21 protein-coding genes, 1 pseudogene and 2 riboswitches are annotated in these 26412 nt (G+C 36.9%); of the genes and pseudogenes, 9 read left to right on the plus strand and 13 right to left on the minus strand.

The genetic code is table 11. The features are described 5' to 3' along the window. The first annotated feature begins 147 nt into the window (after positions 1-147). Positions 148-387, plus strand: coding sequence for an indolepyruvate ferredoxin oxidoreductase subunit alpha (locus tag ACZ5N5_RS15800; RefSeq protein WP_054788972.1), 240 nt, complete (start codon positions 148-150; stop codon positions 385-387). A 32-nt stretch (positions 388-419) separates the two neighbouring features. Here the strand turns inward: ACZ5N5_RS15800 and ACZ5N5_RS15805 are convergent, their stop codons facing one another. Next, positions 420-698 (minus strand): acylphosphatase, encoded by a 279-nt coding sequence (locus ACZ5N5_RS15805; RefSeq protein WP_054788973.1) that lies wholly within the window; start codon positions 696-698, stop codon positions 420-422. Between the two features lie 138 nt (positions 699-836). Between ACZ5N5_RS15805 and ACZ5N5_RS15810 the strand changes: the two genes are divergently transcribed. Beyond that, positions 837-2351 carry an FAD-dependent oxidoreductase gene (locus ACZ5N5_RS15810; RefSeq protein ID WP_109984306.1) on the plus strand — a complete coding sequence of 505 codons (1515 nt, stop codon included), beginning with the start codon at positions 837-839 and terminating at the stop codon, positions 2349-2351. Positions 2352-2572: 221 nt separating this feature from the next. Here ACZ5N5_RS15810 and ACZ5N5_RS15815 read toward each other — a convergent pair whose 3' ends face one another. The 5 genes from ACZ5N5_RS15815 to ACZ5N5_RS15835 form a co-directional block, all read right to left on the minus strand. Continuing rightward, positions 2573-6322: an alpha-L-arabinofuranosidase C-terminal domain-containing protein gene (locus ACZ5N5_RS15815; protein WP_464372747.1), complete on the minus strand. Its 3750-nt coding sequence runs from the start codon at positions 6320-6322 to the stop codon at positions 2573-2575. Positions 6323-6648: 326 nt separating this feature from the next. Next, the gene (gene arsC / locus ACZ5N5_RS15820) at positions 6649-7068 is read right to left on the minus strand and encodes an arsenate reductase (thioredoxin) (RefSeq protein WP_464372748.1); all 420 of its coding nucleotides are present in this window, start codon (positions 7066-7068) and stop codon (positions 6649-6651) included. A gap of 29 nt (positions 7069-7097) precedes the next feature. After that, positions 7098-8396 (minus strand): arsenic transporter, encoded by a 1299-nt coding sequence (locus ACZ5N5_RS15825; RefSeq protein WP_464372749.1) that lies wholly within the window; start codon positions 8394-8396, stop codon positions 7098-7100. Between the two features lie 13 nt (positions 8397-8409). Next, on the minus strand, positions 8410-8754 hold the full coding sequence (locus ACZ5N5_RS15830) for an ArsR/SmtB family transcription factor (RefSeq protein WP_277677971.1): 345 nt from the start codon (positions 8752-8754) through the stop codon (positions 8410-8412). Positions 8755-8905: 151 nt separating this feature from the next. Beyond that, positions 8906-9277: a DUF1360 domain-containing protein gene (locus ACZ5N5_RS15835; RefSeq protein WP_109984311.1), complete on the minus strand. Its 372-nt coding sequence runs from the start codon at positions 9275-9277 to the stop codon at positions 8906-8908. 176 nt (positions 9278-9453) lie between these two features. On the opposite strand from ACZ5N5_RS15835, the gene ACZ5N5_RS15840 reads away from it, so the two are divergent. Next, on the plus strand, positions 9454-9639 hold the full coding sequence (locus ACZ5N5_RS15840; RefSeq protein ID WP_054859403.1) for a type Z 30S ribosomal protein S14: 186 nt from the start codon (positions 9454-9456) through the stop codon (positions 9637-9639). Between the two features lie 109 nt (positions 9640-9748). Beyond that, complete coding sequence (locus ACZ5N5_RS15845) at positions 9749-10909, plus strand: CAP domain-containing protein (RefSeq protein WP_245902307.1); 1161 nt, start codon at positions 9749-9751, stop codon at positions 10907-10909. On the opposite strand, the gene pulA is transcribed toward ACZ5N5_RS15845, so the two are convergent. Next, positions 10906-13002, minus strand: coding sequence for a type I pullulanase (pulA, locus tag ACZ5N5_RS15850; RefSeq protein WP_464372750.1), 2097 nt, complete (start codon positions 13000-13002; stop codon positions 10906-10908). The two genes, ACZ5N5_RS15845 and pulA, sit on opposite strands and share 4 nt — an antisense overlap. A 122-nt stretch (positions 13003-13124) precedes the next feature. Here pulA and glgB point away from each other — a divergent pair, with 122 nt between their 5' ends. Genes glgB through ACZ5N5_RS15875 form a run of 5 tightly spaced genes read left to right on the plus strand, consistent with a single transcriptional unit; the run spans position 13125 to position 21157 of the window. Then, on the plus strand, positions 13125-15053 hold the full coding sequence (gene glgB, locus ACZ5N5_RS15855) for a 1,4-alpha-glucan branching protein GlgB (RefSeq protein ID WP_464372751.1): 1929 nt from the start codon (positions 13125-13127) through the stop codon (positions 15051-15053). Beyond that, complete coding sequence (locus tag ACZ5N5_RS15860) at positions 15050-16195, plus strand: glucose-1-phosphate adenylyltransferase (protein ID WP_464372752.1); 1146 nt, start codon at positions 15050-15052, stop codon at positions 16193-16195. Before glgB ends, ACZ5N5_RS15860 begins: the two co-directional genes overlap by 4 nt. A 14-nt stretch (positions 16196-16209) precedes the next feature. Continuing rightward, positions 16210-17304, plus strand: a complete 1095-nt coding sequence (gene glgD / locus ACZ5N5_RS15865) for a glucose-1-phosphate adenylyltransferase subunit GlgD (RefSeq protein ID WP_464373790.1) — start codon at positions 16210-16212, stop codon at positions 17302-17304. A 14-nt stretch (positions 17305-17318) separates the two neighbouring features. Continuing rightward, positions 17319-18749, plus strand: a complete 1431-nt coding sequence (locus ACZ5N5_RS15870) for a glycogen synthase (protein WP_464372753.1) — start codon at positions 17319-17321, stop codon at positions 18747-18749. A 2-nt stretch (positions 18750-18751) separates the two neighbouring features. After that, complete coding sequence (locus ACZ5N5_RS15875; protein ID WP_464372754.1) at positions 18752-21157, plus strand: glycogen/starch/alpha-glucan phosphorylase; 2406 nt, start codon at positions 18752-18754, stop codon at positions 21155-21157. A gap of 101 nt (positions 21158-21258) precedes the next feature. Here ACZ5N5_RS15875 and ACZ5N5_RS15880 read toward each other — a convergent pair. The 6 genes and pseudogenes from ACZ5N5_RS15880 to tenA all read right to left on the minus strand — a co-directional run bounded on the left by ACZ5N5_RS15880 (position 21259) and on the right by tenA (position 25772). Next, positions 21259-21546, minus strand: a pseudogene (locus ACZ5N5_RS15880) (DMT family transporter). Next, positions 21543-21890, minus strand: a complete 348-nt coding sequence (locus ACZ5N5_RS15885) for a MerR family transcriptional regulator (RefSeq protein ID WP_054789343.1) — start codon at positions 21888-21890, stop codon at positions 21543-21545. The pseudogene ACZ5N5_RS15880 and the gene ACZ5N5_RS15885 overlap by 4 nt, the downstream one beginning before the upstream one ends. Before the next feature lie 357 nt (positions 21891-22247). Beyond that, positions 22248-23048, minus strand: a complete 801-nt coding sequence (locus tag ACZ5N5_RS15890; RefSeq protein ID WP_464372755.1) for an energy-coupling factor transporter transmembrane component T family protein — start codon at positions 23046-23048, stop codon at positions 22248-22250. After that, positions 23026-24495 (minus strand): ABC transporter ATP-binding protein, encoded by a 1470-nt coding sequence (locus ACZ5N5_RS15895; RefSeq protein ID WP_464372756.1) that lies wholly within the window; start codon positions 24493-24495, stop codon positions 23026-23028. The genes ACZ5N5_RS15890 and ACZ5N5_RS15895 overlap by 23 nt, the downstream gene beginning before the upstream one ends. A 4-nt stretch (positions 24496-24499) precedes the next feature. Continuing rightward, positions 24500-25090, minus strand: a complete 591-nt coding sequence (locus ACZ5N5_RS15900; RefSeq protein WP_109984321.1) for an ECF transporter S component — start codon at positions 25088-25090, stop codon at positions 24500-24502. Next, the gene (gene tenA, locus ACZ5N5_RS15905; protein ID WP_054788453.1) at positions 25083-25772 is read right to left on the minus strand and encodes a thiaminase II; all 690 of its coding nucleotides are present in this window, start codon (positions 25770-25772) and stop codon (positions 25083-25085) included. Before tenA ends, ACZ5N5_RS15900 begins: the two co-directional genes overlap by 8 nt. Positions 25773-25851: 79 nt before the next feature. Continuing rightward, positions 25852-25958, minus strand: a riboswitch (TPP riboswitch). Between the two features lie 179 nt (positions 25959-26137). Continuing rightward, a riboswitch (Lysine riboswitch) is annotated at positions 26138-26319 on the plus strand. Positions 26320-26412 lie beyond the last annotated feature (93 nt).

The raw sequence follows: 26412 nt of genomic DNA on the forward strand, positions 1-26412 counted from the left end.
ATCAGTAGATCCATGCTGAGATGTTGACGTGCCATTCCTTGAATTTATTGTGAAATCATCGATATTGGCATGCGAAGTTTTTATAATTATGATAAAATATAGGTGAAATAGAGATACTTAGGAAATTGACCAAAGGAGGGGACAGTCATGGCGTTTGTAATAACTTCACCTTGTAAAGAAGAAAAAGCAGGCGAATGTGTTGAAGTTTGTCCTGTTGATTGTATAGAAGAAGGAAAAGATATGTTCTATATTGATCCAGATATCTGTATAGATTGTGGAGCTTGTGAAGCAGTTTGTCCAGTAGAAGCTATCTATATGGAAGACGAGGTTCCAGATAATGAGCATGAATATATTGCATTGAATCGTAAATTCTTCGAGGAAAACTAATACATATTAAAACCGCTATTTCGATAGCGGTTTTAATATTTTATCTCGAATCGTTGATAATCATGATCTTCTAATGGCAATTCTTCTATATCAATACTACTAACCTTTGCAAACATGGAAGGACCTTGTCTTATCTTTTGTAAAAACCTCTCCATATTACCCACATCACCTTTTGCTTTGATTTCAACAGATCCGTTTGAGAGATTTTTCACCCAACCAACAATTTGGTATTCTGCTGCGGTAGCTTGAGTGAAATACCGAAAACCAACTCCTTGTACTCTCCCATTCACGATAGCATGTATATGTCTCATCTGTTCATCACTCCCTTCTGTAAATGGTATCACGTGTAAAAATAGATCGCAAAGTAATCGCTAAAATCCAATTCATAAACTTTTATACAATGGGGAAGCTATACATAACAAAAACGTGAAGATTTATGGAGGTATAATATGAAGCAAAAGCATTTTCCGATATGGCAAGAGGGAGATATAATGCCAGCCTTTCCTCAATTAAAAGAAAATATTAAAACAGAGGTAACAGTAGTTGGTGGGGGAATAACAGGGATCACCACTGCCTATTTATTAGCTAAAAAAGGGGTTAAAGTTGTGTTGATTGACCGTGGTAAATTGACGAATGCTACAACTGGCCATACAACAGCTAAAATAACCGCACAGCATGGTATCATCTATCATGAGTTCATGTCTCATTTTAGCCATGAAGAGGCAGCATTATATTACGAAAGTCAATCAGAAGCGTTAAAATCTATCCGAAATATTATCCAAGAAAATCAGATAGAGTGTCATTTCGAAGAGCAGGATGCTATCCTTTTAACAAACAATGATAAAAACCGAAGAAAATTGGAGCAAGAATTCGAAGCATATACTGCATTAAATATTGATGGGGAAGAGTTAACACAATTACCTGTAGCATTCCCTATGAAATATGCGATAAAGATGAAGAATCAAGCACAATTTCATCCGATCTCCTACTTAAAATCTTTAGTCGATGAAATTATCGAAAATGGCGGAGAAATTTATGAGAACACATCTGCCTATGATATTGAAAATGCTGATCATCGAATAGTGAGAACAAAGGATCAACACAGTATAATTTGTGATCAAGTGGTGATTGCTACACAATTTCCATTCTTTGAAGGAGAAGCTTTTTATAGTGCACGTATGTATCCTTCTCGCTCATATGCTGTTGCATTCACTTCTAAAAATCCATATCCAGGGGGGATGTATCTAGATGTAGATGAACCAGTTCATTCCTTACGTACCTTAAAGTTAGATGGAGAGGAATACTGGATATTTGGTGGACAAAATCATAAAACAGGTCAATACAAGCATGATGTAGCCCCTTTACAAAAATTAAAGGAGTTTGCTTCTAAACATCTAAAGTTGACAGATTGGCAATATGAATGGTCTGCCCAGGATTATACTACGTTAGATAAATTACCATATATAGGGAGACTTAATAAGAATCGTCCCGAGATTCTAGTTGCAACAGGTTATCGTAAATGGGGTATGACAAACAGTATGGTTGCGGCAAAAGTTCTAACAGACCTGATCTTAAATAAAGAAAATCCATATATCGACTTATACCGGCCTACGAGATTCCATGCAGATCCAGATTTAAAACAATTTATAAGTACAAATACAAATGTAGCCAAAGAGCTAGTATCTGGAAAGTTAATGCAAGACAAACATACACCAAAAGAAATTCCAGCAGGTTCAGCAATTAAAACGAAACAACATGGTCAGACTATTGGGATCTATAAGGATCATGAAGGAAAAGTTCATGCATTGGATACCACATGTACACATCTAGGCTGTGAGGTTACTTGGAATGACGAAGAAAAGACATGGGATTGTCCTTGTCATGGATCACGATTTGCTTGTGATGGTAAAGTGATCGAAGGCCCGGCATTAGAGGATCTAAAAAAGGTCGAGTATCGAAAATAATTTTTATCTCACTATCTTAAGTATACTTATATTTTGAGATAGTGAGCTTTTTTTATTTTATAACTTCCTATAATATATATTATGTAAACTAGAATCGAGTAAATAATATATGTAGATAATTTCTGTACTTATACTCTTCTTTTCCTGTTTCCTTTGATGTGAAAACCAAGGACATGCTGTGAACTTCATCAGATCTCACACATGCCCTTGTCTTGCTTTTGCTATTCCACCTCTAAAATGATCACATTCACTGAATTGGCATGTAATGTAACCACAGTATGATTATCTTGCCATTTAATCTCTTTTTTCTTTGGAACAACTTGTTCCGCGTTCTTTTTATTTACATTCGGTGTATGCACGATCGATTCTTCTCCTGTAACGGTGATCATGCTTGCAGTTTTACTCACATTAAAATTTTTCAAGGCAACTTCTGTTGTTTTTTCAAACGGATCGGCATTCACAAGCTTCACATATACATAGTTATCGTCCTTCGTTACCGAGTTGAAAATTTCACGATTATAAGCTTCTAGCTTGTAATCTAATGTTTTACTCGTGAATGATCCATCAGTGTAAGAGCAAATAAGTCGATCACCATTATCTCCACCATAATTAACGGAGATAGTATAAGGATTATTGTCTAATAGTGGCTCATAACAGCTTGCTCGCAAATTACCTGCTGCTGTACTGGAAGAATAATCTCCTAGCATATAACCCTCTATTCCTTGTTTATACACCTTCACCCCAGTTGCATTTCCATCATATCCAATCGCGTATTCGATTACATCTTTCTTATCTGGTGAAATATCTGTTAAACCAACACCGACATAAAAACCGTCATTGCCACTTATCTTTGTTGCATTTACTTCTACTTTATAATTGCTCCAGTTTTTGTTCATTAAATATAATCCATTTAATCCATCTGTTTGTGCTTTTAATACTAAACCATGTTCTGGATCTAATTCATATCCATGGGAGCCTGGTATTACCTTCCAATTAGAATCTAGTTCTTTAGTGAAATCCTGTTTGAATAATATGTTTCCACTATGATTGTCAATTACCTTCACTGCCCTAACCTGGATTTCCGCATCTCCCGTAGCAATCTCAATTCCACCATGTGGAGCGATTTTAGTTAATGTACCATTGTTATAGGCGGAAAATGATGTGTCTAACACTTTGGATCCTAGGTATTTTGCGAAGAGCTTTTGGACATAGTAATTTGGTGTGAACCAAACATCCTCATCATCGAACCAGATTAAATCAGGTGTCCACCTATAAGTACCATCTGTTAACACTTTATTAAATAAAGGTGCATAAGCGACTAATCTCACAATATCTGCATTATTCTCAAAACCTGTCATGATCGCTGCTTCTGCCACAGCTCCTGCTAACGTATTTTTGTCAGTAGAAGCAAACTCTCCAACAAACACTTTAGAGGTTTCTCGCTCATCAAGATTTCCGTCAGATTGATAGGCACGATAATAATAATTGTATCTATCAACATTGTTTAATAAATATTCATTGGAACGATAATAGTGTTCATCCGCAATGGTATCCATATAGTTAGCCTGCTTGTTATACCAAGTAACTTTTTCCTCCAGTGTCTTTTGTCCATCCGTAAATTGCACATTGGCTGTACCTGTAAGATTTCCACTTAAAAACTTCCAGCCTTCTTGGTAAGCATCGTCATCAGCTTGAGCACCAACAGTAGAAATTATGTGTAATTCATACCCAGGATAATGCTTATCCATATATGAATCAATCTCTGTCTTAAAGTATTCAAAGTTTGCAAAAAACTCTGTTCCCCAGTTTTCATTACCAACACCTAAGTAGTGCAAATCAAAAGGTGCTTCATGCCCCATTTCTTTACGTAGTTTTGCCCATTCATTATGATCAAAATTTGTATTGATCGCAAAATCAATTAAATCAGTAAAGCTTTTCACATAATAATCTCTTAATTCTCCACCAGCAGGGTTGACATAATCTGAGCGTGCTTGACAGAGTACACCACAGGCCATAACAGGCAGTGGGGTAGCATCTAAGTCTTCCGCTAATTGGAAATATTCCATATAGCCAAGCCCCATTGTCATCATATAACCCCAAACATTGAAGTTTTCCTTCCGCAATTCAATCGCACCAACAGAGTCCTTCCATTCGTAGACATTTTCCCAGATAAATGATCCTTCTGAAATACAGCCACCAGGGAAGCGAAGGAATTTCGGATGTAGATCTACTAATGCTTGAACTAAATCCTTGCGTAGTCGATAGTTAGGATTTGCTTTATAATTAATGTGAGCAGTTTGTGAACTTTGTTCTTCCGCTGCTCCCCAAACATCTCTCGGCATTAAGGAAACCATATCAATAGCTACTTCCCCATCAAAGGTTAATGAAAGTTGTCCAAGAGTGGTTTTAGAACCAGTTAGGACAAGCTCTGAATCGATTCCATATTTCTTCCATTTATTATTCCCTGCCACTGTAACCGTAATTTTGTCACTTATAGGCTCACTAGAATCATCCTGTAGCTGTACGGTAATGTTTGCTGTCTTTTTCGCCTTTGCCCATATGGTGAAATCATATAAATCACCTTGTCTAATCGACATCGCACAAGCGTGATTAGAATCGGTAAATCCTTTGTTTTTAATAGTTGTTTCATTTGGTACGGTAATATAATAGGAATTAATATCTTTATCGTCTATCCCAAAAAATTCATTCAAACCACCAGTATTTTTGACTTCTACTTTGTCTATATCACCAAACCATGCATGTAAGGGGACATGATTTCTACCTGTAGAACATCCACAGGCTCCTGAATGATGAGAATAAGTATCGAATTCAAATGATTCGAATGATCGGTTCTGAACAAGCTCTGCATAAATCCCCCCATCTGCGGCATTATTAATATCTTCATAGAACAAACCATACATGATGTCACTTACATCTAACAATTCATTATCTCCCTCAATAGTTAGATGATGGGACGGAACCCCCTCTGGTAAAACGGTTAACGTAAATTGCTTTTCGGTTGTACTATCTTTTTTGCTTAAGGTTGCAGTAAGTGTTACACCTTTTGGCTCAGCTACATTCCCTACTGTCCCTTGATTAGATAATGCATCCATATCACTGGATCGCCACGTGACTGCTACGTTCCCACCCATTAAAGACGAAGGTAACGAAACATCACGAGACACAACAGTGATCGGAAAAGACAAATATTTATCCTTAGCTAGTTCTATTATTTCCTTATCAGTTAGAGATTCACACATAACTTCAATCACTTCATCTTCAGTTAATCCAGCCTCATAAATGCGAAAATCTGCTAGAGCACCATGGAAATCGGAATCAGGGACGTGCTGTGATCTGCCGATATAATTATTGCTGTAATTCTTTTCTTCAGAAAATGTCTCAAACCAATTTCGCAGTTGTTTATAAGTACCACTTGAGGTCTGACTGATCGAACCATCTGCTACGATTTCACCATTGACATAAATAACTGGACCAGCACTACTTAGGGTGCCACCTTCTGTTCCTTTGACTGACATAGCAACATGAATCCACTCTCCTAGTGAACATGTTTTTCCAGCATCTGCAAAGAGATCAGAGCCTGAGAAGCAAACACCTCTTAAGTTCCTGGATAAAAATATGTATGGTCCATCTGGCCCTTTACCAAAATCAAAAATTCGTTCCCAAACATCTGTCCCTTTTTTCAAGTAAATCCAGCTACTAATGGTAATTCCAGTACGATCACTGATGTTTTTAAATAATCCAGAAGGCAGTTTTAAATAGGAGCTACCATTCTTTCCACCAGAAAATGTTGCCGCTTTCCTTTCAGCCATCACTTCAATCTTTGGTTTTACTTCCCCTTCTGTTATTGCATCATAGCCGTTCCCTGAACTATCTTTTCCAACACAGTCTGGATCATCGAAAAGATAATGTGCAATGATGCGATCCTTAGGTGAATAATTCTTATCGTTCATTGTTCCCCCTCATTTCTATCTGTAATATAAGTACAACTTTAAACAGTAAACCAATATTTTTTAACATGTACTGACAACTATTATAATATGAAATAAATATTTTACAAATTATTTCGCTGACATTTGTACATTTAAGTCAAATATTTTTTAGAGCTTCCCTCTAGTCATTGAGCTTCACCTATCGGTATCACACTTTAAAGTATACGTATAACTTCACGATCAAGTATTATTTGCACGGATAATTACAGTTGAAATGAAATAAGAAAAAGCAGGTCAACTAGGCTACATTTTTGTAACACCTAAACTGATCTGCTTACCCCTTAAGTTTATTTTCTTGTTTCCGCAAACTTCTTAATTCTATCCCCTATTTCATCTCGAACTCTTTGAAATACTTGCCACTTTTCCTCTTCCGTTCCGGTTGCATTCGCAGGGTCATCGAACCCCCAGTGCTCCCGTTTTACGCTTTGCGGAGTTATGGGACACTTGTCGGCTGCATCTCCGCAAAGTGTTACAGCCAGCGTTGATTCATTAAGAATTTTAGATGAGATGATCTCAGACTGTTGATTAGAAATATCAATGCCGACTTCCTTCATTGCACGCACTGCGTTTGGATTCAATCCATGTGCTTCAATCCCCGCACTATAAACTTCCCAATCATCACCTAAGTATTTTTTTGCCCATCCTTCTGCCATTTGGCTTCGACATGAATTTCCAGTACATAAGAAGTAGACTATTTTTTTTGCCATCTTTTATCTTCCTTTCTTTGATCATTTGGTTAAAAAACTACTAGTGTCAGATAGAGACCGAGTAATGTTATAAATAATATTGGAATCGTTAATATAATCCCTGTTTTAAAATAGGCTCCCCACGATATTTTTACCCCTTTTTGGGATAACACATGAAGCCATAATAAGGTTGCTAGGGAACCAATTGGTGTGATCTTCGGGCCAAGATCAGAGCCGATAACATTCGCATAAATCAATGCTTCTCTCATAACCCCCGATGTATTGGTTTCCGCAATAGCGATCGCATCAATCATGACAGTTGGCATATTATTCATGATGGATGACAGTATAGCAGCAATGAACCCCATGGAGATTGTCGCGATAAATAAACCTTGCTCTGCACTTACTTGAATGGCTTTTGCCAATAAATCTGTTAATCCTGCGTTCCGTAATCCGAATACGACTACGTACATTCCAATGGAAAAGAAAACAATTTCCCACGGTGCCCCTTTAATAACAGATGTCGTATGAACCGCTTTACTATTTTTTGCCATCCAAAGGAAGAATATAGCGATTAGACCCGCTACAATGGAAACAGGTATTTCGATAAACTCACTCAAAAAATAACCTATTAATAAAACCAATAATACATACCATGACAAATAGAACATCTTCAGATCCTTTATAGCATCAGAAGGTTGCTTTAACTGGGTTACATTATATTGTCTAGGAATGCTCTTCTTAAAATAAACAAATAATACCGCAATGGTTGCAATTAATGAAAATAAGTTAGGAATAATCATTCGTGAAGCATATTCCACAAAGCCAATATTAAAAAAGTCTGCTGATACAATATTAACTAGATTACTAACAATGAGTGGTAATGATGTAGTATCGGCAATAAAACCACTTGCCATTATAAATGGAAAAACCATTTTTTCTTGAAAATTCAGATTACGAACCATTGCTAATACGATAGGTGTAAGTATAAGTGCTGCCCCATCATTAGCAAAAAATGCTGCAACGACCGCTCCTAGTAAACTGATATACACAAACATCTTCCATCCATTACCCTTTGCAGCTCTAGCCATATGTAAAGCTGCCCATTCAAAAAATCCTATTTCATCTAAAATTAAGGAAATAATAATAATGGCAACAAATGCAAGAGTGGCATTCCAAACAATACCTGTTACTTCTAGTACGTCCTGAAGGCTCACCACTCCAAATATTAAGGCAAGGAGAGCACCACCAGAGGCAGACCATCCAATGGATAATCCTTTTGGCTGCCAGATTACCAATACTAAGGTAACCAAAAATATAAGTGATGCAAATAAAACGGTCAAAGACAAAACACTTCCCCCTTTAACAACATGAAATTCTAGTTCCTTTTTTCTCTAATTCTATTAATTTATCCTCTTGACTCGGGAGCTCCTGCAGAATTTGTTCAACAAAATGAAAATAATCATTTTCTGTATTTAAGGAGTAAAAAATCCATTGTCCCCTCCTTTGTTCTTTAACAATGCCTGCATCTCTTAATTTTCGAAGATGCTGGCTAATAGACGGTTGACTCATTTGAAAAATTTCTACAAATTCGCAAACACAGCATGTATGATTTTCTAATAATTTTACTATCATTAGTCGGGTTTTATCTCCAAGTAATTTTAGAATAGTTGCCGCATTCTCAATGTTAACGGTTGTTGTAATCACTACATACACCTCCATTTCTTTTATTAATATATAATAATATGCTTATATATTGCAAGCTAAGATTTCCTAAATGCGAAAAGGAAACGTTTGTAAATATGGATATGTAAAAAGCCTGCCCTATTAAATGAGAGGGCAAGCATTGTTATCTTAATTATCTTTCACTAAACCATTTCACCAGCTTTGTCCCAACACCGACAAAGGTTTCTAATATCGCCTGTCCACCAGCGATTGATAAAATAAATATAACAGGCCATGAAAAATCCGGTATCCATATAAACGCAATCGTAATAAATATCGCACTCCAGATTCCTGCACACCAATAACAATTCAACAGATAGCCAAATTTCGATGTAGGTACTTTCTTAACATGCTCCTCCCCTTTCTCATCTGTTACTATTTCCTTTTTTAAAAATGGATTTCGAATAAATTCGGTGATCTTATCAAAAACGATTAGATGTGTTAAACGGTAACTTGCTAACAGGAGGATGAGATAAGTCAACCAGTCAATATCTATACTTTTCATACAATTCCTTTCCCATGCTAAAAATGATTATCATTAGTTTGGTGTACTAATTAGTAGTTTATACATCCATTCCCCATTATTTACTTATCACGTTAACCTATGTTATAATATTCTTCTACCCAAAAAATTTCATTCCCTTTAAATAAATTATTTTCTAAAGAAAGGAGTTGGATACGATGGCTAAAACATCAATGGTAGCAAAGCAAAAAAGACCACCAAAGTTTAAAGTGCAGGAATATACTCGCTGTGAGAAGTGCGGTCGTCCACACTCTGTTCTTCGTAAATTTAAGCTCTGTCGGATTTGCTTTCGAGAGTTAGCGTACAAAGGCCAAATCCCTGGCGTCAAAAAAGCAAGTTGGTAAAAGAGAAGAAGCCAGCCTAAAACGGTTGGCTTTTTTGTATTCTTGGAGACTATTTCTTCCATAAACTCTATGTATCTCATCTTGACATAGTTGTCCATACTATTAAAAGTTGCTACAATATTTTCGTAGATGTAGACAGGAGGTAATTCCGTTCAAAATACGTAGTATATTAAGTCTATTACTGATAATTGGTGTTATTTGGTATTTTTATGGTGATGATTATGAAAGGGCCGGCTTTCAAGGAGTTACTAGTGAGATCCAATCAGATCTCCAATCGATAAAAGAAAATCCGATTATAACAAATACGATTGATACGATAAGTACAGGAATTAAAGAATTATTCCATGAGGTTTTGCCTGAAGAGCGATCAGAAGGCCAACAAGTGGAAGAGAAACCAAATTTAGAATCCCCTTCCACTGAAATCTTTTCTATCCACAATGTAGAGCTAAAGGATAGCCGTGCAGATGTGGAAGCAGAAGCTGGTCCACCTAAGCGCTCCTCTTTAAATGAGTACGGAGTCAATTGGGTAGCCTATCACGAGAACTATCAAAACTTCTTTATGGTTGCTTATGATGATAAAAATCAAATCGTTGGATTATTTACAAACCAGGATTTGTTCACCTCATCCGAAGAAATTTCTATGAAAAGCAATCAAAAAGAAGTAATAGCAGCACTTGGTGAACCTCTAGATTCCATTGATAAAGGGCTTGTGCGTTACCAAATAAACAAAGAACAAGCATATGATGTTTTCTTATTAGATGAAAGTTATGTAACTATTTTCTATGATAAGCATGAAAACAATACGATTACAGCCATTCAAATGATTAGTAAAGATCTTGAGCAACAAAAGCAAAAATATTTTGCCGAGCCTAGTGAACAACTAAAAGAAGGCTTTGAGCTTCAATTATTTGATCTAACAAATGCTGCTCGGGTGCATCACGGACTTCCTGTTCTAGCATGGAACGAAGAGGTTCGACAAACTGCTAGAGACCATAGTACAGATATGGCTGATCATAATTATTTTAGTCATACGAATTTAGCGGGTTTATCCCCATTTGATAGAATGAAGGAGGATCATATTCGCTTTCAAATAGCCGGAGAGAACCTAGCGTCTGGTCAGCCTAGTAGTATTTTCGCACATGAAGGCTTAATGAATTCAGAAGGACATAGAGAAAATATTTTAAATAATAAATTCGAAACACTCGGTATCGGGGTTGCCTTTAATCAAGATTCCCAACCATTTTATACAGAAAATTTTGTAACGAATTAGCGATATTTCAAAAATATCGCTAATTCATATGCGTCCAATTCAGCAGTTTGTTGTAATAAACAACTGATTGGCGACTTCGAGTCCCTTAGATTACTGATCCATTTTGTCCATCTTCCATGTGAAGGCATCGTTATCTGATGTTTTATGTTGGTTGGATTAATGACAATAACGAAATCCTTCTTCTCTCCTAAGAGAAGATAACCTACTAAAGGGACAGGAACCTGGATAAAGTGAACTCTCTCCTTTATCTCCTTAGCTGTCTGTAATCGAAAATGATCGTGCTGTTTACGTAATTGAATTAGCTTCCGTATCCATTGAATATTCTCGTCTTCCCTTCCCCGCTTTCTCCACTCCATTTGGTTAACCTTATCTCCAGAAAGATAACTATTTTCATCACCATTTTTCGTTCGGAAGAATTCTTGACCTGCGTGTAGAAAAGGAACACCTTGGCTTAATAACACTAAACCAGTCGCAAGCTGATGCATCTTCCTTCTATCCTCTTCACTTATTGTTGGATTCGATAACTGTAATTTGTCTAGTAATGTATGGTTATCATGACACTCCACATAGTTGACAGATTGAAGTGGACAGGAAAACATGGGTGTATGAAATCGATGATCACACGAGGCGGTAATTAGTGCCGGGAGGAAAGATTCGTTTCTTCCTTCTCCATTTACATAACCTGTACTGGTACTGTAAAAGGTATTTCCCTTTATTTGGTCTCTAAAATGATCATTGAAATAACTCACTTCTGGTAGCTGATCTGCTTTTTTTAACGTGGATAGCTGTGATTTATCCAATGCCGTGTCAAGCTCCCATCCTTCTCCTAAAAGTAGGATGGGTCTATTTTCTTGACTACATCTCGACTGAATCTGTTTCATTGTTTCTAAATCCACTAATCCCATTAAATCGAAACGAAAACCATCCACAAGATATTCCTTTAACCAGAAATCTACGACATCAAGAATGAATTTTCTCGCCATTTTTCTCTCTGTTGCGAGGTCATTGCCAGTTCCACTCCCATTGCTTACTGAACCATTCTCATGAAAACGAAAATAATATTCTGGAACGAGTTTCTCAAAAGTAGAGTTCTCATACTGGAAAACGTGATTAAAGACTACATCGATAATAACGGACATTCCCGCTTCATGGATCGATTGGATCATTTGCTTACATTCTATTATTCGAGTTATCGGATTAGATAGATTACTTGCATAGCTTCCCTCTGGCACAAAATAAAATAATGGATCATATCCCCAATTATAATCCTTTTCTGGTTCGGTTTCGTCCACCCGTGCAAAATCCATAATTGGCAAGAGCTGAAGGTGCGTGATACCTAATTCTTTTAAATAAGCTAATCCTGTTGAATAACCTTCTGCATTTCGCGAATGCCGTTCCGTAAAACTAAGAAATTTCCCTTTATTTTTTATCCCACTTTCAGAACACATCGACAAATCCCGAACATGAACCTCATAAATGATAGCCTTATCCTTTGTAATTTTCGGATAAGTTATTTCCCTGAAATGAACTGGATCTGTCTTTGCCATATCCACCACTACGCTAGCATTGCTATTTGCTGTAAGACCTCTTGCATAAGGGTCATTTACGATTCTCTCTTTTCCGGCAATGGTTACAGCAAATTGATAGATGTTCCCATGTAAGTCCCCAGGTAACCAGATATCCCATACTCCCCTATCGTTTCTCCTCATTAGGCGTCTTTCACCCTCCATTATTATTTCTATATTGGATGCGTTTGGTGCCCATAATGTAAAAGCTGTCCCATCCTTTTTATAAAGAGGGCCAAGTGTTGTCTCACTAGCTGTATACTTATTTTCAAACCATGTAGTACGAACAATGTTTCTAGGAAAGATTGGATACTTCTTGTTCTGAATAGCTACAAATGCCTCTTGAATAAGGGAAATGTTATCCACTAAATAAACGAATAATTGGTCCTCTCCTACTTTGACGACATCTTTTATTGGCATAAATTGGTTAGAGATAAATATACTTAGTGATGGGCTGACCAAATCATGATCTTTCATTCCTTCGAGCGTTATTTTATTGATCTCATCTATCCAAGCAGCTATATTCATCTTACATTCCCTTTCTGTTTAGCTATTAATTTTTTGTAAAAGAACCTTACGTAAGGTTATATAAAATGGAACTAATCATAGATTAAGAAAAGACTCTACCTGAATTATATACAAGAATATGGATGTTTGACTGGAAAGGAGTTAATATGACTAAGCAAATCTCTGAAGAGGATGTTTACCTTTTTCATCAAGGTACTCATTATTTTAGTTATCAATTTCTTGGCTGCCATAGAGATGGTGTCAAAACGAGGTTTGTTGTCTGGGCTCCCCATGCTAAAAAAGTAGAATTAGCTGGTGATTTTAACGATTGGTCTGGAAAAGGTTATGCCCTAACTAAGCTTGATAATGCAGAACTCTGGTACGGAAGCTTCTCAGATATACAGGAAAATACTCGATACAAATATCGGATAACTGCACCAAACGGCGATACATTTTTAAAGGCAGACCCCTATGCCTTCCGAGCAGAGCTTCGACCTTTAACCGCATCTGTAATCCCTTCTTGGAAACAGTATATGTGGGGAGATCAAGAATGGGAATTGCTTAAAGCAGAAAGCGATCCTTATCATTCACCACTTTTGATCTATGAGCTTCATGCGGGCTCGTGGAAAAGAGATGATCAAAATCTACCTATATCCTATCGTGTATTAGCATCACAATTAATCCCATATGTTAAAGAGTTGGGCTATACCCACATTGAATTATTACCCTTGGCTGAACACCCACTTGATGCGTCATGGGGCTATCAAATTACGAGTTATTATGCCCCAACATCTCGCCATGGATCCATAAATGATTTAAAATATTTCATCGACCAATGCCACCACCATCAGATCGGGGTGATCATCGATTGGGTTCCAGGGCATTTTTGTAAGGATGATCACGGACTTAGACAATTCGATGGGGAAGCATTATATGAATATAAGGATCCAAAAAAAGCGGAAAAACCACTATGGGGAACCCTCACCTTTGACTATGGAAAGCCTGAGGTTCAAAGCTTTTTAATTTCCAATGCAATTTATTGGTTAAAAGAATTTCATGTTGATGGTCTAAGGGTAGATGCTGTTGCAAGTATGACTTCATTGAATTTTGATCGCCCTGACTCAGAAGAAAAACTTGTCAACAGCTTTGGTAATGAACTAAATTTAGAAGCTATCGCCTTTTTACAAAAATTAAATGAGGTTGTATTCCACTATTTTCCTAAGGCACTGATGATGGCAGAAGATAGTTCAGATCTCCCTCTTATCACTCACCCTACCTCTAAGGGTGGAATTGGCTTTAATTTTAAATGGAATATGGGTTGGATGAATGACTTACTAAAATACATGGAGCTAGATCCCATTTATCGAAAGTGGCACCACCAGCTACTAACTTTTTCAATGATGTACCATTATAGTGAAAACTTTGTTCTTCCACTATCTCATGACGAAGTCGTACACGGAAAAAAGTCATTATTAAATAAAATGCCTGGAGATCAGTGGCAGCAATTTGCAAATTTACGGCTATTATATGGTTATATGATGGTACATCCAGGAAAGAAGCTGCTCTTTATGGGTGGAGAATTTGGACAATATATAGAATGGCGCTTTCAGCAAGCGTTAGATTGGCATTTATTCGATTATCCCCTTCACCATGCCCTCTTTCATTATTTAACTGAATTACATAAATTTTATCACCATCAACCATCTCTTTATCAATTAGACTATCATCCATCAGGTTTTCAATGGATTGATCCTGATAATCATGAACAGAGTATTCTCATTTTTATTCGTAAAGCTCTTGATTTAGAGAACCATTTATTAATTGTTTGTAATTTCACACCAGTGGTCTACTATGATTTTAACATCGGTGTTCCCACTCCTGGAACCTATCGAGAGTTATTTAATTCTGATGCGGCCTGCTATGGTGGTTCAGATCAAAACAATACTGAGATCCATTTTAGTTTTCCAGAGGGATGGCACGGCCAAGATCAACATATAAAAATAAAGGTTCCACCACTTGCGATTTGTATTTTCCAACAAGTACTGGAATCCACAGAGGAGGAACTGGAATGAAAAAAGAATGTGTCACAATGCTCTTAGCAGGAGGAGCTGGTACGAGATTAGGCATGTTAACGAAAAATTTAGCAAAACCAGCTGTCCCTTTTGGTGGAAGATATCGGATTATTGATTTCGCCTTAAGTAATTGCTTGAATTCAGGCATGAACACAGTAGGAGTAGTTACACAGTATTCTCCTCTCGTATTACACCGACATATTGGAGTGGGAAAGGCTTGGGGGTTAGATCGATTAGAGGACGGATTAACTATACTTTCCCCTTTTACAACCTGTGATGGAGGATGTTGGTATCTCGGGACAGCAGATGCTATTTTTAAAAATTGTCATTTTATTGACCAGTATCACCCTGATTATGTTTTAATTCTATCTGGTGATCATATCTACCAAATGGATTACAACCAGATATTAGCACAACATAAGGAAACGGAGGCAGATGTAACGATTGCTACTATGGAAGTACCATGGGAGGAAACCTCTCGATTCGGCATTTTAAATACAACGAAAAATTTAAGAATCTACGAATTCGAAGAAAAGCCTTCTCAAGCAAAAAATAACCTTGCCTCTATGGGAATTTACGTCTTTAATTGGGAGGTTTTGAAGCTTTTCTTAGAAAAGGATGCAACAAAGGATCATTCGGATCATGATTTTGGGAAGGATATTATCCCTGCCATGCTTGCAGATGAGCTTCATTTGTATGCTTACGTATTCGAAGGATATTGGAAGGACGTTGGTACTATCCAAAGCTATTGGGAGGCACATATGGATTTATTAAATCCTAACAGTACAACACTACTCGAGCATGGTAAATGGAAAAATTATTCCCGTGATTCCTATCTTGCTCCTCAATTAATTGGTGAAAATGCCGTTATTCGTCATTCCTTAATTAGTAATGGTTGTATCGTTGATGGGACTGTGGAGGAATCTGTTCTCTTTGAGAAGGTGCAAATTCATCAACATGCGATTATCCATCAATCCATTCTACATCCAAATGCTCAGATCGGGGAGCATGTCCTATTAGATCGTGTTATTGTTCAAGAAAATGTGACGATCCCTGATCATACCAAGATTGCAGTGAATGAAGAAGAAGAACCAATTGTCGTATCTAACGAAAATATAAACTCCATTCTATTAATGAGGTGATATTAGTGGCATCTATGATTGGATTAATCAATTTAGAACACGAAAATGATCAATTTAAAGAATTAACCTATCATCGTCCCATAGCTTCTATCCCATTTGCTGGTAGATACCGTTTGATAGATTTTACATTGTCTAATATGGTTCAATCTCAAATTCACGAGGTTGCTATTTTTACTCAGAATAAATATCGTTCCCTTATAGGACACTTAGGTTCAGGTGCTGATTGGGAATTAAATAAAACACATGGCGGTTTATTCCTCTTCCCTCCTCAAGCGCATCATTCTACAAACATTTTCCAAGGGGATGTAGGTCATTTTTATTATAATCGAGATTTCTTTGAAAACAGCTCTGCAGAATATGTGCTAATTAGCGGCAGTCAATTTGTTGCCAATTTGAATTATTTACCACTGTTCCATTATCACCTAGAAACCGGTGCTGATGTTACATTACTAACTACCCAACACGACATAATACAAGAGCTTAAGAACTGCTTGAAGTTAGAACTGGACAAAAACAATAAGGTAATTGCGATTACGAATGATAAACAGAATCAAGAAACCTTTTGTGGTGTTTATCTATTACATAAATCTCTGTTGTTAGAGCTTGTAGATGAATGTGTCGCTAATCATAAAAGCTATTTCTTCTGGGATGGTATTAGAGCGAATCTAGAAAAGTTACATATAGCAGCCTATCATTACGATGGTTATCATTCGATTATCCATGATGTTGCTGGCTATTTTAGACAAAGCATGAAGCTAATTAAACCCGAAAACTATAGACAGCTTTTCCGAAACTATCCACCTGTTTTTACAAAAGTAAGTAACCACCCTCCAACAAGATATCAGCATACAGCTATTGTTAAAGATTCACTTATTGCAACTGGGGCACTTATTGAAGGTACTGTCGAAAATAGTATCCTTTTTCGTGGGGTGAAAGTGAAGAAGGGTGCCGTTGTAAAAAACTCGATTATTATGCAAGATGGCGAGATTTCCACCGATAGTCAGCTGGAAAATGTCATTCTTGATAAACAAGTAGTCATAACGAAGAATCAGATGCTAAAAGGTTCGATAAAGCATCCTTATATCATCGAAAAGAAATCTATTATTTGAGGAGTGCTGAAACCATGGAGAAAAAAATTTTGTTTGTCGCTTCTGAATGTACCCCCTTTGTCAAAACTGGTGGCTTAGCAGATGTTATTGGTTCCTTACCACAAGCGTTAAACCAGCTTCCAACGATAGAAACAAACGTCATTCTCCCCTATTATGAACCCGTTATGAAACCATGGATGAATAAATTAGAAGAATTATTCACCATTCCCATAGAGGTCGGTTGGAGAAAGCATTCGTTCACACTATATCAATTAGTGCATAAAAATGTTCGCTATTACTTTATAAAAAATCATTATTACTTCTCTCGTGATGAGATTTATGGTTATGAAGATGATGGAGAACGCTTTATTTTTTTTAGTCAAGCTGTCTCGGAAGCTCTAACTTGGATTGATTTTAAGCCAGACATCGTTCATGCTCATGACTGGCAAACAGGTTTAGTGATGGCATTTTTGAAAATTCTCTATCCCAAATCAGATTATAACACCGTCTTTACCATTCACAATTTAAAATACCAAGGAGTGGTACTGAAAAAGGATTTTCCTGATCTATTTCAAATCAGCCGGGAGCATATTGGTGGTATGGAATGGAATGGTCATATTAATTGCATGAAAGCAGGAATTTTTCATGCAGATAAAATAACTACCGTTAGCCCAACCTATGCAGAAGAAATCAAAACAGCCTATTTTGGAGAAGGCCTTGCTCCATTACTTAAAGGAAGACAAAGGGATTTGTACGGTATCCTAAATGGTATTGATATAAACGAATATAATCCTGCAAAAGACCCTTTGCTTTATCGGAATTATACGAATGAACGTGAGCGAAAAAAAGAAAATAAAATATTTCTCCAAAAAAAATTGGGCCTACCTGAAAATGGTAATGTACCTATGTATATATTGATATCTAGACTAGTTGAGCAAAAAGGACTTCACTTGCTACAAGCTATTATAGATGAGTTCTTACAAGAAGATGTTCAATTTGTCCTACTTGGTACAGGGGATTATTTATTTGAAGATTTTTTTTACCATGCTGCAGAACGTAATAAGGATAAAATGGTTTGTTTTTTGGGGTTTGAAGAGAAATTGGCAAGGGAGATGTATGCTGCAAGCGATTTTTTTGTCATGCCATCCAAATTTGAACCATGCGGTCTCACACAAATGATTGCACTTCATTATAAAGTTGTTCCAATTGTCAGAGAAACCGGTGGATTACAGGATTCGGTTCTCCCTTTTAATGAATACACATTAGAAGGCACTGGTTTTAGCTTTGCAAATTACAATGCACATGACCTCTTACATGTTTTAAGATATTCCTTATCTGTCTATGAAGATGAGCATAAGTGGAATAGCCTATTACGTAATGTTGAAACCTGTGACTTCAGCTGGGAAGCATCTGCTAAAAAATATGATGCATTATACGATGAGATCATGATTTCGGAGGGGACTTGAACATGATGGAATGGGACGTAAAACAGCTAAGAGAAAAGATCCAAACAACAATAAGCGAGAACCATTCTGACCAAAACAGCCCCATTTCTGTACCTAAAGTGTATGAAGCTATTTGTCAAATCTTAATGGAACTAATCGAAAAAGATTGGTCTCGTACTAATCAAAAATACGATGAAACGAAGCCAAAGCAAGTCTTTTATTTCTCGATGGAATTCCTACTTGGACGTCTTTTACAAAGTTATTTATTAAATTACCAGTTACTCAACACGTGTAACCAAGCAATAAAGGAACTCGGCTTTGATCCTGAAGAGATCTATTATTGCGAACAGGATCCCGGTCTTGGTAACGGAGGTCTTGGAAGGCTGGCAGCATGTTTTCTCGATTCCACCGCCTCACTCTCGTACCCAGGTCATGGTTATGGCATCCGTTTTCGCTATGGGTTATTTGAACAACGTATTATTAATGGCTATCAAACAGAGTTACCAGACTATTGGCTGAAGGATCGCTATCCTTGGGAAATACGACGAGCAGATGAAGCGGTGACTATTCAGCTTGCCGGACATTGTTACTTAAAGGAACGTGAGGATGGCTCTCTGATTTGTCTATATGAAAATCAAGAAAAGATAATGGCCGTCCCCTACGATATACCGATTGTAGGCTATGATAACCAAACCATCAATACACTTAGACTTTGGAGTGCGGAACCAATAGCAGACATAGAGGAACAAGAAGAGGATCAATACTATCATCAATTAGAGCAGGAGCATTCCTCCTGGCAGATCTCTGGGTTTCTTTATCCAGATGACTCTCACTACGAAGGAAAACAGCTTCGGTTGAAACAGCAATACTTTCTCGTTTCTGCAAGTCTACAAGATATTCTAAGAAAATATTCATCTATTTCCTCCGCTACATTGCCAAAGAAGCTAGTCATTCAAATTAATGACACACATCCCAGTCTAGCCATTCCAGAATTGCTGCGAATATTATTAGATGAAAAAAGATTAGAATGGGAGGATGCTTGGGAAATCACACGAAAGATTTTTGCGTATACCAATCATACGCTTATGTCTGAAGCACTGGAGACTTGGCCGGTTGATATGTTTCGAGAGCTATTGCCTCGTATTTATATGTTAATAGAAGAAATTAATGAACGGTTTTGTCAGGATATTTGGTTGAACCAACCTCATCTAAGACAAAAAATCCCATCACTTGCCATCATAGCAGATCATCAAATTCATATGGCTCGACTTGCTGTTGTTGGTAGCTTTAGTGTGAATGGTGTGGCAAAAATTCATTCAGAAATTTTAAAAAAAAGGGAAATGAAAGATTTTTATCATTTATATCCTAAAAGGTTCAATAACAAAACAAATGGTATTTCTCATCGTCGCTGGCTCGTTATGGTAAATCCAAGACTGACTCATTTGATTTCCGATACGATTGGATCGAACTGGGTAAGACATCCAAGGGAATTAACTCATCTGTTACGCTATACAAAAGATACTTTCTTTTTAGAACAATTACACTCGATCAAACAAGAGAATAAACGGAAATTGGCGGCAATTATCCATCAGAGGACAGGAATATTAGTAGATGATCAGTCAATATTTGATGTTCAAATTAAGCGAATGCATGAATATAAGAGACAGCTATTAAATGTTTTTCATATCCTATACTTATACAATGAATTAAAACAAAACCCAAAACTAGATATCACCCCTCGAACCTTTATCTTTGCAGCAAAAGCTGCGCCTAATTATTACTTCGCCAAAGAAGTAATCAAACTAATTCATACGGTGGCTTCTATCGTTAATTATGACCACACCATACACGGTAAATTAAAAGTGGTTTTTTTAGAGAATTATAATGTTAGTCTTGCCGAAAAGATTATACCAGCTACGGATTTGAGTGAACAAATATCAACTGCAGGAAAAGAAGCGTCAGGAACAGGTAATATGAAAATGATGATGAATGGCGCTCTAACGATAGGTACATTAGATGGTGCGAATATTGAAATGAAAAATGTAGTGCAGAAAGAGAATATGTTTATTTTCGGATTGAAAGCAGATGAAGTCTACCACATCTATCAGAATAACGACTACTTTGCTAATGAAGTCTATCAAAATGATGAAAGGTTAGTGCGAATTTTACATCAATTACGTGACGGCTTATTTGGTCATCAGGAATGTAAAAACATTTACTACCATCTCCTCTCCACGAACGATCCATTTTTCATTTTGAAAGACTTTTCAGATTATGTCGAGACACAGCAATTAGTAGATCATTCCTATACAGAAAAACAAAGATGGTTAGCAAAAAGCTTGATTAATATCGCTCATTCAGGTAAATTTTCAAGCGACCAGACGATTCAAGAATATGCAACGGGTATCTGGAAATTGAGAAAGGGATAACGTTTGTAAGAGCTGACTACCTAACTTAAGACCCGGAACTTCCTACAAATTTATAGGAAGATCCGGGATGTTTCGTATGGAATAATGATTCAGCCTCACCCTTAGCTAACGACCTTTAAACTGATCACTGTAAGGATCATTCCGATAACAACAAATTGCGGAGAAAATTTTTAGGCTCATGAAAGATAATAAGCTGAACCAAGTGTACCAATTCCTGTCCAAATTGCGTATGCAGTCGATAACTGGATCTCCTGTAAAGCCATAGATAAATATTGAAAACTAATAATAAAACTACCAATTAGCCTCACATTGTTCCAGAAGTGATTTTTTTCTGTTACTTTCTTTACCCCAATAACTCCTATCACTTCAAATAAGCCTGCAATAATCAAAAAACTCTTTGTCTAATATACTGAAATATATTTTTCCAACTAACGTTTTGTTCAATCACCGATAGATGCTTAGATAGCCGCAAAAGCTTTTCTAAATATCGCAGGTGATCTATTTCCTTAGTAACAAGTGCTAGTTGTTCCTCAAATACATCTTCCCATTTGTTCTGATTTAAGATTGTTTTTATTTGATTTAATTGAAAATTTAGTTCTTTTAATGCAATAATTCGCTGTAATGTGATAATATCTTTTTTTGAGTAATAACGATATCCTGATTCCGAGATATAAGATGGCTTCAACAAATTAATTTCATCATAATACCTTAATGTTCGAACCGTACTATTCATTTCTTTTGCAATCTTTCCGATACTATAGATTGCGAGCCTCCTAAAAATATCTTCCCTACTATCATAAGCCTAACGTATGCGTAAGAGTCAACAAAAAAGAAGCTGGGACGAAAGAGTAAGTAAAGAAAGGAAAACCCGAACGTTAATATTTCTGCACGGATACCGCTCCGTCAAAATACTCCGCTTTCCGCGGGCACGGCTTCAGCTAACTTTGCAAAGAAAACCGCTTTGCAAAGTGGATCTTCAGCTCGTGCTGTTCCCACAGGAGTCTCCGTATTTTGACTACGCTAAAGCAGAATAACGTTCGGATTATAGCGCTTGCTGTTTAGTTATGTCCCAACCCCGATTCATTCTCTTTTACAAGGAAAGGACGTCCTTTACTTGCAAAATAGGAAGTTGTTCACTCATATAAAAGGTAATAAGCAGTGCTGCTAATAAGAAGATAACAAAATAAGTATCATACCTCGTAAACCTTATTTGATAATAAAAGGTTCTGTCTCTATTGCCTGTAAATTGTTTAGCTTCCATTGCAATTGCAATCCGATATGCTCTGCGTATACTTTGTGCAAGGACTGGAATGGTAAAAAGCTGAATCTTTTGATAAAAACCATGAATTCCCTTCTTATATTCCATGCCACGAATCTTTAATCCTTTTTTAAGATGACTAAACTCTTCCGCGATCATTGGTAACAAGCGGATCGCTGTCATAAAACTGTAGGCAATCTTCGGAGGGAGCTTCAACTGCTGCATCATGGAATAAAACATCGATACAGGTCTTGTGGTTAAAGCAAATAATAGCCCTAATAACCCGAAAACGATACTCCTCATTCCTAAATGAATACCTCGATAGAAGCTTTCTTCTGTTACATGGATAACACCATATTGAAACAATGTCGTCTGCCCTTCCCCAAATAACATCATTGTAATAGTAGAGGAAAGAAAAATGATGAGGAATGGAGATGCAAAAAGCAGTAATAACACAAAGGGATAGCCTGTCAAAAGAAAATATACCAATAATAAGCCTATACAAGTATAAAACAAGATATTCGGATTATGAATCAGCAGAAGGCCAATAAATAATCCTACAAAAATAATAAATTTCATACTAGGATTAATGTGATGGAGGAATGTTTTTTTATAGGATAATTCGATCGCCAACCTGTCCTACCTCCTCTTCTTCCCTAAGATTCACTCTATCCCTTATATGTATTATTTTCCCTTGTTTGATTTGCCACACAATGGTTGCGTGTAATTCAGTGATCATCGGATCGTGCGTCACCATCACAATCGTCATCCCTTCCTTCCACAATCGAGTCAACTTTTCTAAAATTCTAAAAGTATTTCGAGCATCCTGACCAAAGGTTGGTTCATCTAATAGAAGTATGTCAGGTGACGTTATCGTAACAGTTGCAAGACTTAGTCTTTTCATCTGACCAGTTGAAAGCTGGAAAGGATGCTTATGAATTTCGTTCAAGAGATGGAAATCCTTTAATTGAGCTTCAATTTTTTTTTTATTTTCTTCTTCAGAGAGTTTCTCTTTACGTAGAGAAAAGGCTAATTCTTCGTAAACCGTATTTTCTACAAATTGCAATTCAGGGTTTTGAAACACATAGCCGATTCGTTGGTATAAATCATTAGGATTTTTCACAAATGGATAGTCTATTTTTCCGTTCGTCTTAATTAGCTTCATAATAGCCTGCAACAATGTACTCTTTCCTGCACCATTCTCTCCTGTAACAGAAATCCAATCCCCTCTCTTTATTTCTACATTCGAAACGTCTATTTTGGGCTGTTTATGATGATAACCGATAAAATCTTCCATTTTCATTAACGTCTCAGCTGATTGAATGATGGGTTGATTGATTTCTGCTTTAGCATGCCTATATTCGTGCCAAACGGAAGGATACCAAATGCCGAATTCCTTTAGCTTTTGCTTAGATTGTTCAAAAATGACTTTGGGAGTATCATCCATCATAATGTTCCCTTTTTCATCTAGTAAGACGACACGGTCGATAAAATCAATCACATGCTCGATTTTATGCTCAACAATGATCACGGTTTTGTCTCTAGCAACCCTTTGCATCGTTTCCCAAACCTGTGCCGTCCCTTCTAGATCAAGCATGGCAGTCGGTTCATCTAGAAATATTGTATTTGGCTGTAATGCTAGAATGCAAGCAATGGCAAGCCTTTGTTTCATACCACCAGATAACCTTTCTATTTTAATATGGACATCTTCTAGTTCTAATCCGACCTCTACTAGGTAACGATGTAATAATTCCTTCATTTGATCATGCGGTATCCCGAGATTTTCTAGCACAAAACCAAGCTCTTCATCGACATAAGGCATACAAAATTGAGAATCTGGATCTTGAAAGACAAAACCCCAGGAATTTGAGAGCTCTCGTGATGTATATTTAATGGGGATTTCCATCGATTTTGGTACCAACCCTGATAAAATTTTTAATAAAGTCGATTTTCCCGATCCTGAAGGACCAAGGATGAGTACTTTCTCCCCTTTTCGAATGGAGAGAGAGAAATCCTTAAATAAAAAGGATTCCTCTTCAGGAAATTTTACACGTAGTTTTTCGATAGCAATGGTACTCATTCTTTCACCTAATCTCCTCATCTAGCGCTTCGTAATGCTTGTTGGACAATGGTCGAACTAGTCTTGTTACACCCGTTTTTTCTAATGCCTTTACAAGGTAGTATGCAAAGATTCCTGTGATTACGATAGACCCCAATATTCTAGCAAAAACGAGCAAACTCAGATTCCATAAAGCTAATTCCGTGATATACCCATAATAAATATCGAGCCATAAAGAGCCGATTGCCGCACCAACTGCAGCTAAGCACATGACCAAAATATGATAGCTTCGGTAACGGAAAATAGCGAATATTATTTCACAACCAAGACCTTGAACGAGGCCGTATAATAATAATGAAATACCCCATTGACCACCAAATAAGAATTCTCCTTGTGCTGCAGCCAATTCTGCTAACAAAGCGACGCCAGGCTTACGAATAATTAAAAATGCAACGGTTGCCGCCATAAACCACATTCCGTACAGTAATTGATCGATATGTAAGCCTAAAACCGAAACCGCGCTATAGAGCGGTCCCCAGATTTTATATATGACACTGAAGACTAATGCAATAACAACTGTAACAAGAATATCGGTAAGTGTTAGCTTTTTAAACATATTTTCCCTCTTTTCTTCCTATTGATTGCCAGGATTCAAGTTGATAGGCCATCTCCCAGAACATAAGTTCATAACGACTACTTATGACAAAGTGCTGTTTCATTCTTTCTAGATCTGAATCTGTAACGGATAAAGCAATTTCATCTAACCGATTAATTTGTTCCTCCACTGACCGCTTGAACCACTCTCCGCCATAAGTAGAAATCCATTTTTGATAAACAGGATGATCTGGAGTACAATTCTTCAAAACCTCTCCAACCTCATAATAAAGCCAATAACACGGTAGAATAGCTGCAATCACATCCCCTAAATGCCCGTCATATGCTGCTCGATATAAATGAGAGGTGTAGGCATAAGCAGTTGGAGAAGGCTGAAATGCTTTGATCTCTTCCTCCGTAATCCCTAAAATCTCTGTAAATGATTCATGTAACGCATGTTCTGCTTCATAAGTGCTTTGGGCATGTGCGGCCATTCGGTTTGTCGTTTCAAAAGAATTTGCTTTAGCTGCACCGAGTGCTTGAACTTTTGCAAAATGGGATAAATAATAAGCATCCTGTAGGACATAGTACTTAAAGTTCTCTACCGGTAATGTTCCCTCTCCAATTCCTTGGACAAATGGATGCTGGAAGCTCTCCTGCCAAATAGGGTCTACTTCCTTTCTTAGTTTTTCTGAAAATTTCATTTTTCTTCTCCTCCCAGGAAACACAAAAACCACTATCCTACCAAATACGTAAGGATAGTGGTTATACCTGCAGAAAATAACGGATATCGTACCACTTCCCTACGCTGGTATAAACCAGATCAGGTTCTAAGGGTCTTAAAGTAAAACTTTAATCTCAGTCTTTAAAAGACACCCCTAGTGGAATGCGTTTTTATTTAATTCGTGTATAACTATATCAAATTTTTCCAGTTTGTCAAGCTATTCTTTAAATTTGTTTCATTAAGAGAGAATCCATTATTTTCTATTCATCTTTTAAACTTTTTATCTATTGCATCTATGGATAAACTTTGTTATAGTAGTAACCAACATTTAAAACAATTGAATAGTTTGAGAATAGAGGTGCAATGACCATTAGTATGTAATCGGAGGAGATGTCGCCTGTGATGATTACAGAAAGGGGGATTTGCCGAAGTGATTAGGAATGCATCATCTTAGTCACTGGTCCTTCATTTAAGAAATGTCGGGCTGTCATATAGTCGAAGAAGCTATATGGAGGGCTATCTCACGCATCATTATCAAATAACGGTGCAACAATGATACCCTTTCATTGTTGCATTTTTTGCTGTCTAACCTGATAGTAATTAGGCGAAAACTTAATGAT

It is taken from the genome of Gracilibacillus sp. JCM 18966 (assembly GCF_055392695.1).